Genomic DNA, 15,889 nt, shown 5'->3' on the forward strand with positions numbered 1-15,889 from the left:
AAGATAGGCGGATAGCCTGCTGAGGGCAATACCACAAAAATGGTATTCTGTTTTTCAACTTTATTTTACCTTTAAGCCGTGGAAAAGAAATTCATCATAGCAGACAGTGGAGGGAGCAAGACGCATTGGATAATGTCTGATGAAAAAACCTATAAAGAATTTTTCAGTTCAGGACTTCACCCTAAAGAAATAACACCCGCAAAGGAAGAAGAAGTAAAAGCACTTTTTAATGCTTACGATTTAAGTGAATACGTGCTGTATTTTTACGGTACAGGTTGTTTACGCGAAGAAAATCAAACTCCCGTAAAAGAGTTACTTACTACCTTAGGCTTTAATGAAACCCATATTTATGGGGATGTTGTAGGAAGTTGTAGAGCCGCTCTTGCTGATGCACCTGGAGATGTATTAATTCTCGGTACAGGAAGTGTTGGCCTAAAATACGACGGTGAAAAAATTACCGAAACTTTTGGAGGTTTGGGCTACCCTCATGGAGACGAAGGTAGCGGTGCTCGAATGGGTAAAATGCTTATTGAGGGTTACCAACATAAAACGTTATCCCCTGAGTTAATTGCAAAATTAGAAGCTTATAAAACAAACATTTCTTTTCCTCTAAACACACCGGTAGAAGAGATAAACAGAAAAGAAATTGCCACCTTGAGCAAATTTTTATTTGAACACAAGGCCGAAGAAGAGGTGCAAAGTATACTTAGAACTTCTTTCCAAGAAATGTATACAACTACAGTAGAGCCCATGCATACCAATTCCATTTCGGTTACTGGAAGTATCGCTTTTTATTTCAAAGATGAACTGAAAGACTTCTTATTTTCTAAGCAAATTGTAGTAAATCGCATTGTAAAATACCCGGCTCTTAATCTCTATTCTTTACACTTTAATCAACACAAGGGAAGTTTAAATCAATAAAATCCTAGTTGACAAATAAAGATTTTCAACTTCTTATGCATAAATATGATAAGAAAATTTTGCATCTTTACGGCCAAGGAAAATTAAGACTGTTATAATTTTATGGATAATTTGTTCATTCAAGCAACTGCAAAGTCGCCTGCCATAGAACTAGACTCACTTACTGGAAATTTAAAAATCAAGGGTAGATTAATACCTGAAGATTCTGATAAATTTTGGATACCAGTACAGAACTGGGTAGAGAACTATGCCAAGCAGCCAGCTGCAAAAACGAGCTTCGTATTCGACATAGAATACATGAACATCACCTCTTCCAAATACATTCTTAACTGCTTGTATGCACTCAATGAGGTGTTTTTAAAAGAACAAAACATTGAGGTTATATGGAGGTTTAAAGAAGGCGATGTTGATGTAAAAGAAATTGGAGAAGACTTTGCTTTTATGGTAAAGATACCTTTCGAATTTTGTCCGTACAGCGAAGTAGAATTTGCTATGGCAATGTAGGCCAAGCATCCGGAACTAAAACTATAGACGTATACCCATTTTTATATAGCAGTCCAACATGGACTGCTTTTTTTTGGTTAAAACTTTTCTGCATTCTAGCCAACAACTCTTCCCTACCTTGTAACTTTAAGCTTTCGTTTGTTTCGACCGTTGCACTTAACCAATTGGGTTTTTCTAAGAGAAAATACTCAAGAATAGCTTCGTTTAAAGACCACTCCTCAAATGTGCTCGCCTTCATATATCCTTTGCGTTCACTTTTTTCATTTTGCCAATACACCAAAGGTGAGTTTTGATAAAATTGACCACATATTAAAGCTTTAGAAGGAATATCTTTATAGTCATTTAAATGCTGCGTTAAGTTTAATTGATGTTCTTTTAACTTTAATATTTTTTTTGCGAGGTTATCTTTAGCGTTCGGCCCTAACCATTGTTCAAACTCTTGGGCTTCCTCATTTTGCAAATAATATTTCACGGCTAATTCTAAATGATAAATCTCTTGATCTTCTTTGAGAATAAAATCTATTTCACCAAGTGTTTGTTTCTCTCTAATGATTTGATGGTTGGCTAATTCAACTTTTATGTATGGACTTAAATGAAAAAAAGTATGCATCAAGGCTTCAAAGTAATAGCCCAATCTGTGATTTTTGGTAAAGGCTTTTAGTTGAGAATTGAATTCTTCGGGAGAGTTATCCCAGAGCTTGAGCAAGGCATAATGTTGTTGATACCACGTATATTTTTTAGCATCACTCACCAAAGGAATTCCTACCTCTTCGTTGAGGGGACAAGGAGAACAAAGTGCCCAAACCAAATCTTTAATGGCTGGAGTTTGAAATTTTGAGATATTGTTTTGAAGTGTATCCACACCGCAAAATAACAAAAAAAGGTCACCCATTTGGGTGACCTTCTGACTAAAAATAAACCATAACTATTGTACTACAATCTTTACAGTTTTGAGGGTTTTACCATTCTGTAATTTCAGCGTGTAAAGCCCTCGTGCCAATTCAGAAGTGTTGAACTGCACCACTTGATTTTGAGCACCAGAAAGTTGGTGAACCAATCTTCCTGTGTTATCATAAAGTGCAATATCAACCGCTACATTGTTTAGCTCGGTAATATCTATGTTAAGAATATGTATTGTTGGATTTGGGTAAACTCTTACCGCATTCAAAGGATTCACATCATCCAAACCTACTACAGTAGTTACAGAAGCAGTTGTTTCACATCCATTATCATCTGTTACAACCACGGTTTGAACTCCTAACTGAACGGTTGTCTGTGTTTGCGTTTGATCTCCATTATCCCAAACGTATTCGTAAGGAGGAGTTCCACCCGTAACATTTGCCGTTGCAGTACCATTCAAATTGTCTGTTGCCGTTGCTACTAATTCAGTAGGTTCTGCAACTGTATAATCAGGAGTCGTGAAAGTACATCCATTTGCATCTGTTACTGTCAATGCGTAATCTCCAGCCATAACACCTACCGTATTATCTTCAGTAGTTTCTCCATTATCCCATAAGAAATCTAAAGGTGCAGTACCTCCAGTTGCTGTAACGTAAAGCTCACCGGTAGAACCTCCGTAACACAATACATCAAAAATTGAATCTAAACTTACTTCGATTAATGCCGGTTCAACCAAGTTAATTTCAATACTGTCTTGACATCCAATTGAATCAACTACATACCCCATGTAAACACCAGCACCAAGTCCAGTAATTGTTGGTGTAATAGCTCCATTCGCATTTGAACTCCATGAATAATCTACATTACCTATTGCATCCACAGTAGATAAAGCAATTTCACCATTCATATCACCATTACATAATATATCTGTAACCGTTGCCGAAACATCAGGAGCTGAAACATACACTGTAATCGTTTCGCTATCGTTTGTTCCGTCTGCATCACCATTTAAGCTGGTTACAACGTTAACATCGTGTGCACCAACCGTTGGAGTTAAAGGACCTACCGTTACCAATACAGAATCATCAGCAGGAATATTTTCAACACCTGTAGCTAAACTTACTCCATCCACGAATACCTCATAATCAACATCTGCTGCATTGGTTAATGAATTATTTACCAGGTAGAAATCTGCGTTTATTGCACCTGTTCCACAGTAGATCGTAGGTACTTGCACCAAGGAAGGCGTTACATCAGGAACAAGCTCTACTACAAAATTATCTACGAAAACATCAATATCTTCGTTTGATGCATCAGACTTCGCATAAAACCCGATTCTAACCGCAGAAAAGCTCGTATAATCAGTTAAATTGATGGTTACAGTTTCTCCAGCAGCCGCTATAGGATTAGTTGCTGTAAATACTTTTTCAATATTTGCATTACTCCAAGTTGCACCATTGTCTGTAGAAACAACGATAGCCAAACTATCATCAGAACCCCAAACGGCACTGGATGTACTCCCCCATTCAGTTGCAATCATATCAAAAGAAACTTGGGTATTACCTCCAGTAAGGTCTATAGAAGGTGAAATCAACCATTCCTCTACATTATCTGAATAGATATTGATACGAGCCGATTCACTTCCTGCCGATTGATTACCATAATCATCGTTAGTCCATGATGAAGACCCTCCATTTAAAGTTACATTTGAGCCTAATAAACCGTCAGCTTCTCCCCAACATGAAGGAAGGTAGTTTGCAAAGTCTTCGGTGTAACCAAGACCAACAGCATCACATGCTGTAGTAAATTCTTGAGCCACAGTTGTCCAACCACTTGTATCGCCTGCACCACAAATTTGACGGATATAAACCTCGTAATCTGTGTTCGACATTAAACCAGAAATTGTAGTTGAGTTTCCTGTTTCTAAAGATAAAGTAGCTGTTGAAAAAGCTTGACCCGCTTCAACTATTCCTACTTGAAAATCAGTTCCTGTACCATAGTAAGTAGTCCATGCTAAATCAACACTATTGTTGGTAACCGTACCTACTGTCAAACTTGTGGGTACTAAACAAGAAGGTTGTTGCCCTACAAAGAAATCATCCACATACACATCTATGTCTTCATTAGAAACAGTTGACGCTGCATAAAAGGCAAATTTCACCGTACCTGTATACGCAGATAAATCATACGATTTAACTTGAGCGGTAGCTCCAGGGTTGTTATTTACATTGAATAATTCTAATATGTTTGCTGTTGACCAAGTTGCACCATTATCTGTAGAAATAACAACAGCCATCGAATCATCTGCTCCCCAAATGGCGTCTGCAGATGAGAAATATTCGGTTGCTCTTATATTAAAGCTTAAAAAATTATTCCCGGCACTCAAATCAAAAGAAGGAGATATCAACCATTCGTCTTTCGATGTTGAATAGATATTCACTTTTGCGCTTCCAGAAGAACTTCCCCAATCTGAAGAACCAAATGAAAGAGAAGAATTTGTTGTTAAAGCTCCACTAGCTTCTACCCAACATTCAGGTAAGTAATTCGAAAAATCTTCAGTATGATCTGGTATGTAGGTTACACATTCCGTAGTAACACTAGCAGGTCCAAATACTGTACTTGTATCTGTAGTTGAACAAACTGAACGCACATAAATATCATAAGTCGTGTTAGACATTAATGTATCCAAATTCAAGGAATCTCCAGTAATTATTGTTGTATTACCTGACCCTTGTGTGAAACCAGATAAACCAAACTCCACTTCATAAGAAGGGGCTGTAAGGGCATGATCTATAATAATATCGAAGCCATCGCTTGTAACCGAATTCAAATCAACACCATCGACTGGAGTACAGGCTGGTGTAATTCCCAAGAAAGTAATGTTTGGAATGTATGCACGTGTAGTATTTGCGTCAAACAAACTCGTCATATCCTGAGCGTCATAATCATCATAATAAGTAAGCGCTCTATCATTGGTAGTGCTTGAACACAAAAATTCGTCGGAATTTGCTCCAAAACCAGTTTGATTTTCAGCCACTGCCATAATGATGTTGTCTGTTCCATTATAGGCGAAAGGACTGTCAAATAAAATTTCTACATAATCACCAGCAGGATCAGAAACTACATAGGCAGAATCTGCATAGACTTGTGTAAAGTTTGAAACTGGCTCCCAATCAGAGACTCCAGAAAAGGAAGTTTTGGTGGAAGTAGCAATAGACACAACCCAATCATAAGAGTTAGCGTCTAAGCTTGTACCAGAAGCAGTGTAATAACGCACTCCAGTTATAGAACCAGATGCGCTAATTTCAGACGATAGGTAAATTGATTGTGAATAGGTGTAGCCATAGTAAGGTTCAATAGGTATGGCTTGACCGGTTGAGGTTCCTGACCCCACATTTGTTTGGGCGATGCTGAGAGATGTAAGCAGCAAGCCCATGAGCAATAATGAAATTTTCTTCATGATTAATTTAGTTTATTAGTGTATTTTATTCTACTTGGATGTAGAAGTCGACACAAAACTAAGGAAGAAAAAAGAGCATGCAAATTTATAACAAATATTGGTCGTTTTGTTATTTTTTAAGCTGCCATTCAAGTTTTAAAGGATGTATAAAACATTTAACACCTCATTCAACACAAAATCACTTTAACTAACAATTACGTTATATATGCAACAACTGCTTTCAAAAAAGGAAGAGTTAAGAATGCAACACATTGTTTCCCCTGCACTTTATACTTTCATGTATTTTTAGCATTTTTGCAGCGTGAGAGTAATAGAAGAAATAGAACACCCAAGATTTAAGATACAAATCTTTAATTTTAACAATAAGTACATTGTTAAAGTAGAACTAGGTCAATTCGAACAAACTTATAAAATTGGGGAAATTGATGTAATGGGATTAGCAGACGTTAAAGCCATGATCACGAGTGATTTTCTACAAGGTTGTTTAAACCGTTTTGTAGATATGCGTGCCGATTGGGAAAAATCTTTCCGCAACAAGAACGTTCAAGAAAATTCAGAAACAAAATAATCAAGCAACTTAAGATGAATAAATTAATAGCATCATTTGCGATGGGAGCCTTAGTATTGGCCTCTTGTAACTCATCAACTTCTACAACAGAAGAAAGCAAAGCACAAACACCTGCTAAAACAGCAAGTGAAATTCAGGTAAAAAACTCGGAAGGTTTAAAAATTGCTTTCTATGTTCAAGATAGCATTCCATCAGGTTTTAACTACTACAGAGAAATCGACTCGATGTTGCAAGCTAAACAAACGCAATATCAGACGAAACTAGAGCGTATGTACGCGAAATACGAGCAATATGCTGCTGAAATTCAAAGAAGAGATCAGAACAATGAAATTTCTTCATTTGAATTACCAAAAGTACAAGAAGAGATTGCACGAAGACAACAAGAGATTGCCCAAATTGAACAAAATGAGGGTAGAATTTTGCAACAAGAAACGATGAACTACACCAATGCTTTGGCTAACAAAATTTCTGGAGCAGGAAATGAATACGCCAAAGAAAACGGTATAGATATTTTGTTCTTTTACCAAAAAGGAGGACAAATAACTTACATCTCAGATGCATTTGACGTAACACAAGATTTCATTGCCTACTTGAACAAAAGAGAAAAAGAAATCATCTCAGGTGTTGAAGAAAGTGTAGAGGAAGAAACAAACGCAGAAGAAACTGCAAAATAAGAAGGACAAGAACCTATGTTTATTGCACAACAGAAATTGAAGGAGAACATTGCTGAGTACGTGTTATACATGTATCAGATTGAGGATTTGATCCGCGCCTACAATTTTGATTTGGAGCGCATCGAAAAAGAATTCATCAGCAAGCAAGTTCCGAGTGAATCTTTGGCCAAAGAATATGTGAATTGGTACAAAGGGCTTATTCAGGAGATGAAAATACAGGGGGTTGAAAAACAAGGTCACATCAATAGAGTAAAAGAAGTTCACTTCGAATTGGTGTACTTACACAACACTTTATTGACCGTTACCAAAGATCCAAAATACCTTGGTTTATTCGAAGCAGCTGAAGAGCATATTAAAGCGTTTCAGGAAAAAAGCAATTTGGGAGAATTACATCCCTTAGAAATTTGTTTTCATGCTTTATACATGAAGTTGTTGTTGAAACTTCAGAAAAAAGAAATTTCTCCCGTTTCTGAAGAAGCCTTTGATACCATGCGTATCATGCTTGCCTACGTAGCACAAGGCTATCACAAAATGAAAGCAGGCGATGTAGATTTTCTCACGCCACATGATAATTAAAAAAATGCTGTCTGAAGGGACAGCATTTTTTTTGATTCAAGGATTCAACAATTCAAAGATTTAAGGGATAAGCTGGTTGAGGAACCTATAGTTTAAACGCCAAAAAGTCTAACCATCTATAAAATGCATTTTTGCTTTTTCTGCAGGATAGGCGTTAAAGGTTCCATTCGCCTTAGCTATTACAATTTTTTCTTCGCCATCAAATTTGTAAATCTCCCCTTCTATATATAGAATTCTTTTCCCAGCTGAGATTACATGTCCCAAAGCTTCTAACTCATCATGTATTTTAGCAGGGGCCAAATAGTTAATTTTAAATTCAACGGTAGACACAATTTTACCATGTTCAGCCATTTTACTTAAGCCCGCAACGCCTAAAGTTGCATCCATTAAACCAGCCAAAGCACCACCATGAGCTGCAATTGGAGTTGCTAAATGCTCTTTTCCTACCTTCATTTTGTATAAAACTTTACCTGGAGCTAAAATCTCAAAATCCATATTTAACTGATTTCCAAAGTGATTAAATTCACGATAAAGTTTTATTATTTTTTCTTTCATTTTTTTTCAATTTTTTGATTGCCGAATTAGATTAATTTACTACTTTTGACCCGTCCGCGGGAGTAGCTCAGTTGGTAGAGCGTCAGCCTTCCAAGCTGAGGGTCGCGAGTTCGAGTCTCGTCTCCCGCTCAAAAGGTTCTGATTTATCAGGACCTTTTTTTTTACACTAACTTTTAAGGTATTCAATTGCCAAGTCATAACCTTTTAAACCCAGTCCCAAAATGGACCCCACACAAACTGGAGTTATATAACTGGTATGTCTAAAGCTCTCCCTATTGCAAACATTAGAAATGTGCACTTCTACTACTGGTGTATCCACCGCCTCAATAGCATCTCGAATTCCAATAGAGGTATGTGTATATGCCCCAGCGTTTAGAACTATACCGTCAATATCCTCACGTTGAATAGCATCTATAATTTCTCCTTCTATATTAGATTGAAAATAGCTTAACGCTACACCATCCACTTTCATTCTATCAAAATAGGATTCAAAGCTTTCATTTCCGTAGACTTCAGGTTTACGTTTGCCTAATAAGTTTAAATTTGGACCGTTGATAATAAGTATATTCATTGCATATGAGTTGGGAACGCTATATTAAGCATTTTGTGGCTTACTTGAAAATAGAAAAAGGCCTATCGGAAAATACGATTCTGGCCTATCAACGCGATGTGACAAAACTCAGAGATTTCTTTGAAGTTAGTCATACAACTCCCACCACAATTTCCTATAACGACCTTAAAAACTTCATAGCAGATTTATATGATTTAGGCATCAGCGCCCGTTCTCAGGCACGAATTATTACAGGAGTTAAACAATTCTTTCTCTTCCTCATTTTGGAAGAAGAAATGGACCACGATCCTTCTCAATTGTTGGAAATGCCTAAAATCGGAAGAAAGCTTCCTACCTTCTTAAGCATAGAAGAAATAGACGAATTAATTGGAGCCATTGATTTAAGTACTAACGAAGGACACAGAAACAAAGCTATACTCGAAACTTTGTACAGTTGTGGACTCCGTGTGAGTGAATTGGTTAACCTTAAATTCTCCCATATCTTTTTTGAACAGGGTTTCATGCGCGTAATTGGTAAAGGCAATAAAGAAAGACTAGTACCCGTTGCTCCCGGCGTTGAAAAAGAAATAAAACTATACCAGGAGGGCATTCGTCAACACCTCAATATTCAAAAAGGGCATGAAGATTTCGTTTTTCTTAATAGGCGTGGAAAGCAACTCACCCGCGTAATGATTTTTACCATCATCAAACAATTATCAGAACGTATAGGGTTGAATAAAACCGTGAGTCCACATACCTTTAGACACAGTTTTGCTACGCATCTTATAGAAGGTGGCGCCAACCTTAGAGCTGTACAAGAAATGTTGGGCCATGAATCCATCACCACCACAGAAATCTATACACATCTAGATAGCTCATTTTTGCGTGAAGCTATTATTAGTTATCACCCCAGAAATAAAAAATAAAGTCCTCCCCGCTCTTGGCAAGATTTGCCAACAAACGTTAAAACACCTCAAAAACAAAACTCAGCATTAAACCCCTCTCTTTTTCACAAGTCTAAAAGGTAAATACAAAAACAAAAGACATGAAAAAGTACATTTTAATTTTAGCCCTCGCCATCATTGCACCTTTAAGTTTTGGTCAAGACCATCCTGAACATAAAAAAAAGGAACACGTAGAAATGACCGCTGAACAGAAGGCGCAAAAACGCGTAGATAAATTGGCAGAAAAGTTAGAGCTTACAGATGCTCAAAAAGAAAAAATCTACAAAATAGAATTGGACAACATCAAGAAGGCGGAAAAAACACACAAAGAAATGATCGCCTTAAGAGAAAAGGCGAAACAACAACGTGAAGAAGGTAGAGCAAAAGTTGAAGCTGAACTTACTCAAGAACAAAAAGATAAGTTAGCCGAAATGAAGGCGAAAAGAAAAGAAGCCTGTAAAGCAGATTGTAAAGAAAAATGTAAAGGTCACAAAGAAGGCGGACATAAGCCTCACGGTGAAGCTCACCAACACTAGAACTTTTTAAGTTATACAAACATATAGTTAGCAGCGATCAGAAAAGCAGGTGTGGTTTACATCTGCTTTTTTTAGTTGATTTCCCACCTGAAAGTCAACTTTTTACCTACTTTATACGTTTATATATATAGAAAGACTTACAATACTAAACAACACAGTCATGAACACTTCAAACATATCACAAATAAATAAGGCACTTTTGGTGTTGAAAAATTTTGTGGAGTTAAGTGCTACCCTGTTACCCTATTTAGACCAATTAAAAGAGAAACAAAGTATCACTCCCACAGAACAACAAGAGTTAGAATCCATTAAAAGTGTGTTTACCGATCAAGAAATTGATGAGCAAGCCTCTATTTTACTTTTGCACTCTGATATTATCGGACTCATTAAAAGTAGTTTTAAAGCCATCAACGATAAAGATCCATTTTCGAACAAAAAAGGAGCTGTAAATTATTACCTCTCTCGCTTTAAAAAGGAATATCTCCGTTTACGTGAGAATTGGCACAAAATAGAACTCAACTAATTCACTGGTAAGGAGCTGTAACATCCAAAGTAGAGCTGCAAAACTTATGCATAAAGGTGTATTTCTATACTTAACACCTTATTAATCAGGATTAATTTTTGATAAACCAAGAAAATTACTATATTATAAGCAACTTGAAATAATTAGTAATAAAGCGTTTTGTTAGACGAAGAAATGACCAAATAACAAAAGTTACTTGGTTTTTTTGCGTCTAATAATTTGCGAAAATTAAAATCTTTTAAGATGAAAATTTTAATGATAGGGGCCGGGAATATGGGGCTTACCTATGCAGAAGGAATGGCCACATCGCCATTCAAAAACCGAAGGAACATTCAAATTTATGATGTTTCTGAAGATGTACTCGTTAAACTAGATGAAGTACCTCACTTCGATACTTTTAGAAATATCGAAGATTGTTTGCCAGAGGCAGACATTGTTTTTTTAGCTGTAAAACCTTACCACTGTGAGGATTTGTACGCTAAAATAAAGCACTTGGTGAATGAACAGCAAATCTTTGTTTCGCTCATGGCCGGTGTAACTATAGAATCCATCCAAGAAGGATTGGGTGTGAAAAAAGTAGTAAGAACTATGCCCAACCTACCCGCTCAGGTAGGAAAAGGAGTTACCTCTTACACTGAATCACCTGAAGTTTCTAAAGTAGAATTGATAATGGTGAGAAACTTACTGGATACTACTGGAGAATCTATACGCGTTAAAAATGAAAACTTTATTGATGCCTCAACAGGTATCTCTGGATCTGGTCCGGCTTATGTTTTCTATTTCATGCACTCTATGATGGAAGCCGCCTTAAAAATGGGCTTCTCTCCAAACGATTCTAAAATACTCGTATCCAACACTTTTGAAGGAGCCGTAGAGCTTTTCAACCACGAAAACGTGAGTCCACAAACACTAATGGACAGAGTTGCCTCTAAAGGAGGTACCACTCGCGCCGCCTTAGATTCTTTAGAAGACAATAACGTTAACGAATTAATTAAGAAAGCCGCCTATGCAGCCTTTGATAGAGCTGTAGAACTTGGCGAACAAAGTTAATTCACTCAAACAAAAAATATGAACAAGAAAAAAGTGGTCATCAAAGTAGGAACCAATGTGATGACCAATAGAGACAACAGAATTGTAGGCCCAATATTAAAAAACTTAGTCAGACAAATCGCCTACTTATACGAAAGAGATATTATTACTGTACTTGTTTCCTCCGGATCTACTATAGCCGGTAAAGAAGTATTGGGAGAATGTTCTATACAAGATCCTTCCATACGTCGACAAGTATTTTCTGCGGTAGGACAACCGCGAATGATGCGTCATTATTACAGCATGTTCCATGATTATGGTATGCGCTGTGCACAGGTATTGGCCACCAAAAGAGATTTTGATCCAGGCCTACATAGAGAAAACATGATCAATTGTTACGAAGCCTTATTGCATGAAGGAATTATCCCTATTGCCAATGAAGACGACGCGGTATCCTTGTCTATGTCTATGTTTACCGATAACGATGAATTAGCCAGTTTAGTAGCCGAACTTATCGATGCTGACATGCTCATCATCCTTACCGATATAGATGGATTATACACCGGGCACCCCGACGATGAAGACACCCGTAAACTCAATACGGTAAGTGTAGATCAAAACGTTGAAAAATACGTTCAAGCTTCAGAAAAAGGAGAAGGCGAAGGACGTGGTGGAATGAAGTCCAAACTACGCATTGCCAAAGGTACAGCCAAGAAAAACATTCCTACTTACATAGCCAACGGTAAGTACGATAACATCATTATTGACATCTTGGAAGGGAAAGAAGTTGGTACCAAATTCGTGAACAACGAGACAGAAAAATAACATACAATATTTACAAGACTTACATACATGGAATTACTCAATACAAACAAAAAGAACGACGTACTAGATGCTATGATGCGCATTATAGCAGAGAACAAACAAGAGATAATAAAAGAAAACCAAAAAGATTTAGACGCATTTACCAAAGATGACCAAGCTTTGTATGACCGACTCGTGGTGAACGAAGCCAAGGTAGACGGTATGATACAAGCCATCAAAGAGGTGCGTCAACAAGAAGACCCTGTTCAACAAGTGATATCTAATAGAACTTTGGAAACAGGATTGAACATTCAGAACAAAACCGCTCCCTTTGGTACCATCATGATTATTTACGAATCTAGACCCGATGTTACCATAGAAGCAGCTGTTTTGGCCTTTAAAGCCAACAACAAAATTTTATTAAAAGGAGGAAAAGAAGCCAAGTTCTCTAACCTCATTTTAGAAAAATGCTGGCACCAAGCCTTAAAAGAAAATGGCTTAAGCAAAGATTGGATTAAACTCTTACACATGAACAGAGCAGAAACCCAAGAATTTTTGCGCAATCCTACGGAGAAATTAGATTTAATTGTTCCCCGCGGAGGTGAACGCTTAATTGCTTTTGTAAAGGAACATGCACAATGTGCTGTTTTAATCAGTGGTCGAGGAAACAACTTCCTATACATTACTCCAAAGGCAGATTGGGAAAAAACCATCAAAGTTGTCATTAACGCGAAAACAGATAAAATATCAGGTTGTAATGCCTTAGACAAGGTGTTAATTGATAAAAACATTGCTGATTTTGAAGCGAAGGTAAAAGACCTTAACAGCATCTTAAATGATCATCAGGTTGAGGTTGTTGTAGATCCTAGCTTGAAACAAACTTTACCCAACAATACCGTGGTTGAAGATCAGAATACGTGGTACGAAGAATTTTTGGCCATGAAAATAATGTTGAGTGTGGTAGAAAATGAAGATGAAGCCATAGCTACAATCAACAAATATTCTGGAGGACATTCAGCTGCCATATTAACTGAAGATGCTAAAGAGGCTGAACTATTTATGGAACAAGTAGATTCTGCAGCAGTTTACCATAACGCCTCAACCCGCTTTACGGATGGTGGACAAATGGGGGTTGGAGCTGAATTAGCCATTTCCACAGACAAACTTCACCACAGAGGTCCTTTAGGATTAAAGCAATTGGTAACCAATAAATACTATGTATTTGGAGATGGACACATTCGAGTGTAAGTCCAAATAACACACATAAAAACCTCCCAAACTTGGGAGGTTTTTTTATTTAATTCAACTTTATTATCTCTTCCCTTACTCACTACTCCCTGTTATAGAGAACTACGTCACAATTAATTGATTAACTCTCCTGTTTTCCTTAACTTACTCTAACACTAATTTGCATTGCTAGAAGTCTAAAAAACACCTATTGATGAAGTTCGTTCAACACATACAACAGAAAATAAGACTTAAAATTCTTATTGCCTTTATTGGCCTTGGTGTGCTTACTATTTTAGTGGTTGGTTTCTATTCCTTTAACCTTACAAAGAAAGCCATCCTCAATAGAACTTTTGAACAGCTTACAACCTCTCGGGTTATTAAAACTAAATTCATAACAGACTTTCTTGAAGGAAAATTAAAAAGTACACAAATTGCTGCCACGTCGGTGGAAATAGACTTAATGTTTAAAGGAGTAAAGAAAAAAAACGACTCTGTTTTTGAACGAAAACCCATCAATTCTTTTATGACCAATGAGTCTTTCCACGACATGATTATCATCTATGATTCAAACAATTTTTCTCTCGCTCATTTTGATGGCAAACTCACTTTCAATCCTATCACCCATAACCCCTTAAAAAAATATGTGCAACACATTTATAAGCAGGTAATTTCCAGTAAAAAAAACACCCTCTTTGATTACATCCAAATTCGAGATCAACTGTACCTTACAACAGCTGCTCCAGTCTATCATAGCGACGGTTCTTTTCGAGCTATACTCTGTTTTACCATACCCTCTAGTTCCATCGACAATATCATGATTACCAATACGGTACTTCAAGGACTCGGTAATACAGGAGAAACCTACCTTGTGGATAAGAATCATCGCTTAAAAAGTCAATCTAGATTCATTCCCAATGCAGTAAATCAACTCCTCATCAATACACCTGCAGTATACGAAGCTTTGGAAGGAAATACCTTTACCTCCATTATAAAAGACTACAGAGGTATAGAAGTACTCAGCTCTTCTAGCTCCCTAGAACTTCAAGGTTTAGACTGGGTAATACTTGCCGAAATAGATAAAAAAGAAATACTAGCCCCTATCTTAAAACTTAGGTTCAAGGTATTAAGCTTGAGTGCCATAGTTATTTTCATTTTCATAGCCTTGGTAACCTGGATAACCCGACAGTTTTCAAAACCTTTGATTAAACTAAAATCTATCGCTACAGAAATAGCACATGGTGATTACGGCAAAACATTGCAACCCACCACACGAGATGAAATTGGACAGTTAACTGAAGCCTTCAATGCCATGTCACAAGAAATACTTAATCAGCGAGAAGAACTTATAGAAAAAAACAAAGAAATTCAAGATTCTATCAACTACGCCAAGCGCATACAATTGGGCTTACTTCCTTCCAAAAAGAACATTTATAAATTACTCGAAGACTCCTTTGTGCTCTACCTTCCTAAAAATACGGTAAGTGGAGATTTCTACTATTGTAGTAAAATTAAGAACAAAGTAATTGTTGCCGTAGGAGATTGTACCGGTCATGGCGTACCTGGCGCCTTTGTAAGCGCCTTGAGTCACGGTTTAATTCAACGTACCATCAATGCCTACGGTATCACTCAACCCGCTACCATTTTAGACAAACTTCACGTGCTTTTCGATGAGATGTTTTCCTTTTCTGAGCTCTCTATTAAAGACGGTATGGATATTTCTATATGCTCCTTTGATTTTGAGAAAAAGGAAGTTGAATTTGCTGGAGCAAACAATCCCGTATTTAGAATTCGTAAAGGGGAACTTGATCTTTTCGAGGCCGACAGACAGCCCATAGGAGGATTAAAATCTTACACCCCATTTACCCATCAAATTTTCAACCTTCAGGAGGGAGATTGTTATTACTTACTATCGGATGGATTGGTGGACCAATTTGGCGGTGCGAAAAACAAGAAATTCATGCGCAAAAACCTAAAACAACTCCTCCTCGATATACACGAGCTTCCTATGAAGGATCAAAAATTAAAAGTCAACAAAACCTTTCAAAATTGGAAGGGAACAAACGAACAAGTAGATGACATTTGCATTTTCGGCATCAAAATATAGTTCTATTTCAC

General features: G+C 37.1%; 16 protein-coding genes and 1 tRNA gene. 13 read left to right on the top strand and 4 right to left on the bottom strand.

What is annotated here, in order from left to right; translation table 11 throughout:
* The first annotated feature begins 78 nt into the window (after positions 1–78).
* Both BM327_RS10130 and BM327_RS10135 read left to right on the top strand, forming a co-directional pair.
* Positions 79–921 (top strand): hypothetical protein, encoded by an 843-nt coding sequence (locus BM327_RS10130; RefSeq protein ID WP_090249080.1) that lies wholly within the window; start codon positions 79–81, stop codon positions 919–921.
* A gap of 102 nt (positions 922–1,023) precedes the next feature.
* Entirely contained in the window at positions 1,024–1,425 is a 402-nt protein-coding gene (locus BM327_RS10135; protein WP_090249082.1) for a DUF1987 domain-containing protein, read from the top strand.
* On the opposite strand, the gene BM327_RS10140 is transcribed toward BM327_RS10135, so the two are convergent.
* Both BM327_RS10140 and BM327_RS10145 read right to left on the bottom strand, forming a co-directional pair.
* Positions 1,412–2,287 carry a DUF1853 family protein gene (locus tag BM327_RS10140; protein ID WP_170853734.1) on the bottom strand — a complete coding sequence of 292 codons (876 nt, stop codon included), beginning with the start codon at positions 2,285–2,287 and terminating at the stop codon, positions 1,412–1,414. The genes BM327_RS10135 and BM327_RS10140 overlap by 14 nt on opposite strands.
* Positions 2,288–2,350: 63 nt before the next feature.
* On the bottom strand, positions 2,351–5,785 hold the full coding sequence (locus tag BM327_RS10145) for a T9SS type A sorting domain-containing protein (RefSeq protein ID WP_090249087.1): 3,435 nt from the start codon (positions 5,783–5,785) through the stop codon (positions 2,351–2,353).
* Positions 5,786–6,086: 301 nt separating this feature from the next.
* On the opposite strand from BM327_RS10145, the gene BM327_RS10150 reads away from it, so the two are divergent.
* From BM327_RS10150 to BM327_RS10160, 3 genes are read left to right on the top strand one after another with little or no spacing between them, the layout of a single operon-like run.
* Positions 6,087–6,353, top strand: coding sequence for a hypothetical protein (locus BM327_RS10150; RefSeq protein ID WP_090249089.1), 267 nt, complete (start codon positions 6,087–6,089; stop codon positions 6,351–6,353).
* Positions 6,354–6,367: 14 nt separating this feature from the next.
* Entirely contained in the window at positions 6,368–7,027 is a 660-nt protein-coding gene (locus BM327_RS10155; RefSeq protein ID WP_139230332.1) for an OmpH family outer membrane protein, read from the top strand.
* A gap of 15 nt (positions 7,028–7,042) precedes the next feature.
* Positions 7,043–7,603, top strand: coding sequence for a DUF4924 family protein (locus BM327_RS10160; RefSeq protein WP_090249093.1), 561 nt, complete (start codon positions 7,043–7,045; stop codon positions 7,601–7,603).
* A gap of 108 nt (positions 7,604–7,711) precedes the next feature.
* On the opposite strand, the gene BM327_RS10165 is transcribed toward BM327_RS10160, so the two are convergent.
* A complete protein-coding gene (locus tag BM327_RS10165; protein ID WP_090249095.1) occupies positions 7,712–8,158 on the bottom strand; it encodes a PaaI family thioesterase in 447 nt (148 codons plus the stop codon).
* Between the two features lie 56 nt (positions 8,159–8,214).
* Here BM327_RS10165 and BM327_RS10170 point away from each other — a divergent pair.
* Positions 8,215–8,287, top strand: a tRNA-Gly gene (locus tag BM327_RS10170).
* A 37-nt stretch (positions 8,288–8,324) separates the two neighbouring features.
* Here the strand turns inward: BM327_RS10170 and aroQ are convergent.
* Positions 8,325–8,729 carry a type II 3-dehydroquinate dehydratase gene (gene aroQ, locus BM327_RS10175; RefSeq protein WP_090249097.1) on the bottom strand — a complete coding sequence of 135 codons (405 nt, stop codon included), beginning with the start codon at positions 8,727–8,729 and terminating at the stop codon, positions 8,325–8,327.
* Positions 8,730–8,734: 5 nt separating this feature from the next.
* Between aroQ and xerD the strand changes: the two genes are divergently transcribed.
* The 7 genes from xerD (at position 8,735) to BM327_RS10210 (ending at position 15,878) form a co-directional block, all read left to right on the top strand.
* On the top strand, positions 8,735–9,634 hold the full coding sequence (xerD, locus tag BM327_RS10180) for a site-specific tyrosine recombinase XerD (protein ID WP_090249099.1): 900 nt from the start codon (positions 8,735–8,737) through the stop codon (positions 9,632–9,634).
* 119 nt (positions 9,635–9,753) lie between these two features.
* Positions 9,754–10,188, top strand: a complete 435-nt coding sequence (locus BM327_RS10185) for a hypothetical protein (protein ID WP_090249101.1) — start codon at positions 9,754–9,756, stop codon at positions 10,186–10,188.
* 160 nt (positions 10,189–10,348) lie between these two features.
* On the top strand, positions 10,349–10,711 hold the full coding sequence (locus BM327_RS10190; protein ID WP_090249103.1) for a hypothetical protein: 363 nt from the start codon (positions 10,349–10,351) through the stop codon (positions 10,709–10,711).
* 243 nt (positions 10,712–10,954) lie between these two features.
* Positions 10,955–11,761, top strand: coding sequence for a pyrroline-5-carboxylate reductase (proC, locus tag BM327_RS10195; protein WP_090249105.1), 807 nt, complete (start codon positions 10,955–10,957; stop codon positions 11,759–11,761).
* A gap of 18 nt (positions 11,762–11,779) precedes the next feature.
* Positions 11,780–12,565 (top strand): glutamate 5-kinase, encoded by a 786-nt coding sequence (gene proB, locus BM327_RS10200; protein WP_090249107.1) that lies wholly within the window; start codon positions 11,780–11,782, stop codon positions 12,563–12,565.
* Between the two features lie 27 nt (positions 12,566–12,592).
* Positions 12,593–13,792 carry a glutamate-5-semialdehyde dehydrogenase gene (locus tag BM327_RS10205; RefSeq protein WP_090249109.1) on the top strand — a complete coding sequence of 400 codons (1,200 nt, stop codon included), beginning with the start codon at positions 12,593–12,595 and terminating at the stop codon, positions 13,790–13,792.
* Between the two features lie 193 nt (positions 13,793–13,985).
* Complete coding sequence (locus BM327_RS10210; RefSeq protein WP_090249111.1) at positions 13,986–15,878, top strand: SpoIIE family protein phosphatase; 1,893 nt, start codon at positions 13,986–13,988, stop codon at positions 15,876–15,878.
* The last annotated feature ends 11 nt before the right edge of the window (positions 15,879–15,889 follow it).

Origin of the sequence: Lishizhenia tianjinensis (assembly GCF_900116425.1) — a bacterium.
Taxonomy (GTDB): Bacteria; Bacteroidota; Bacteroidia; order Flavobacteriales_D; family Crocinitomicaceae; genus Lishizhenia; species Lishizhenia tianjinensis.

Bases quoted from the DNA above. Each gene is read 5' to 3' on its own strand.
- BM327_RS10135 (WP_090249082.1), top strand. From the start codon at position 1,024: ATGGATAATTTGTTCATTCAAGCAACTGCAAAGTCGCCTGCCATAGAA.
- BM327_RS10145 (WP_090249087.1), bottom strand. From the start codon at position 5,785: ATGAAGAAAATTTCATTATTGCTCATGGGCTTGCTGCTTACATCTCTC.
- BM327_RS10155 (WP_139230332.1), top strand. From the start codon at position 6,368: ATGAATAAATTAATAGCATCATTTGCGATGGGAGCCTTAGTATTGGCC.
- BM327_RS10160 (WP_090249093.1), top strand. From the start codon at position 7,043: ATGTTTATTGCACAACAGAAATTGAAGGAGAACATTGCTGAGTACGTG.
- BM327_RS10165 (WP_090249095.1), bottom strand. From the start codon at position 8,158: ATGAAAGAAAAAATAATAAAACTTTATCGTGAATTTAATCACTTTGGA.
- aroQ (WP_090249097.1), bottom strand. From the start codon at position 8,729: ATGAATATACTTATTATCAACGGTCCAAATTTAAACTTATTAGGCAAA.
- xerD (WP_090249099.1), top strand. From the start codon at position 8,735: ATGAGTTGGGAACGCTATATTAAGCATTTTGTGGCTTACTTGAAAATA.
- BM327_RS10185 (WP_090249101.1), top strand. From the start codon at position 9,754: ATGAAAAAGTACATTTTAATTTTAGCCCTCGCCATCATTGCACCTTTA.
- BM327_RS10190 (WP_090249103.1), top strand. From the start codon at position 10,349: ATGAACACTTCAAACATATCACAAATAAATAAGGCACTTTTGGTGTTG.
- proC (WP_090249105.1), top strand. From the start codon at position 10,955: ATGAAAATTTTAATGATAGGGGCCGGGAATATGGGGCTTACCTATGCA.
- proB (WP_090249107.1), top strand. From the start codon at position 11,780: ATGAACAAGAAAAAAGTGGTCATCAAAGTAGGAACCAATGTGATGACC.
- BM327_RS10205 (WP_090249109.1), top strand. From the start codon at position 12,593: ATGGAATTACTCAATACAAACAAAAAGAACGACGTACTAGATGCTATG.
- BM327_RS10210 (WP_090249111.1), top strand. From the start codon at position 13,986: ATGAAGTTCGTTCAACACATACAACAGAAAATAAGACTTAAAATTCTT.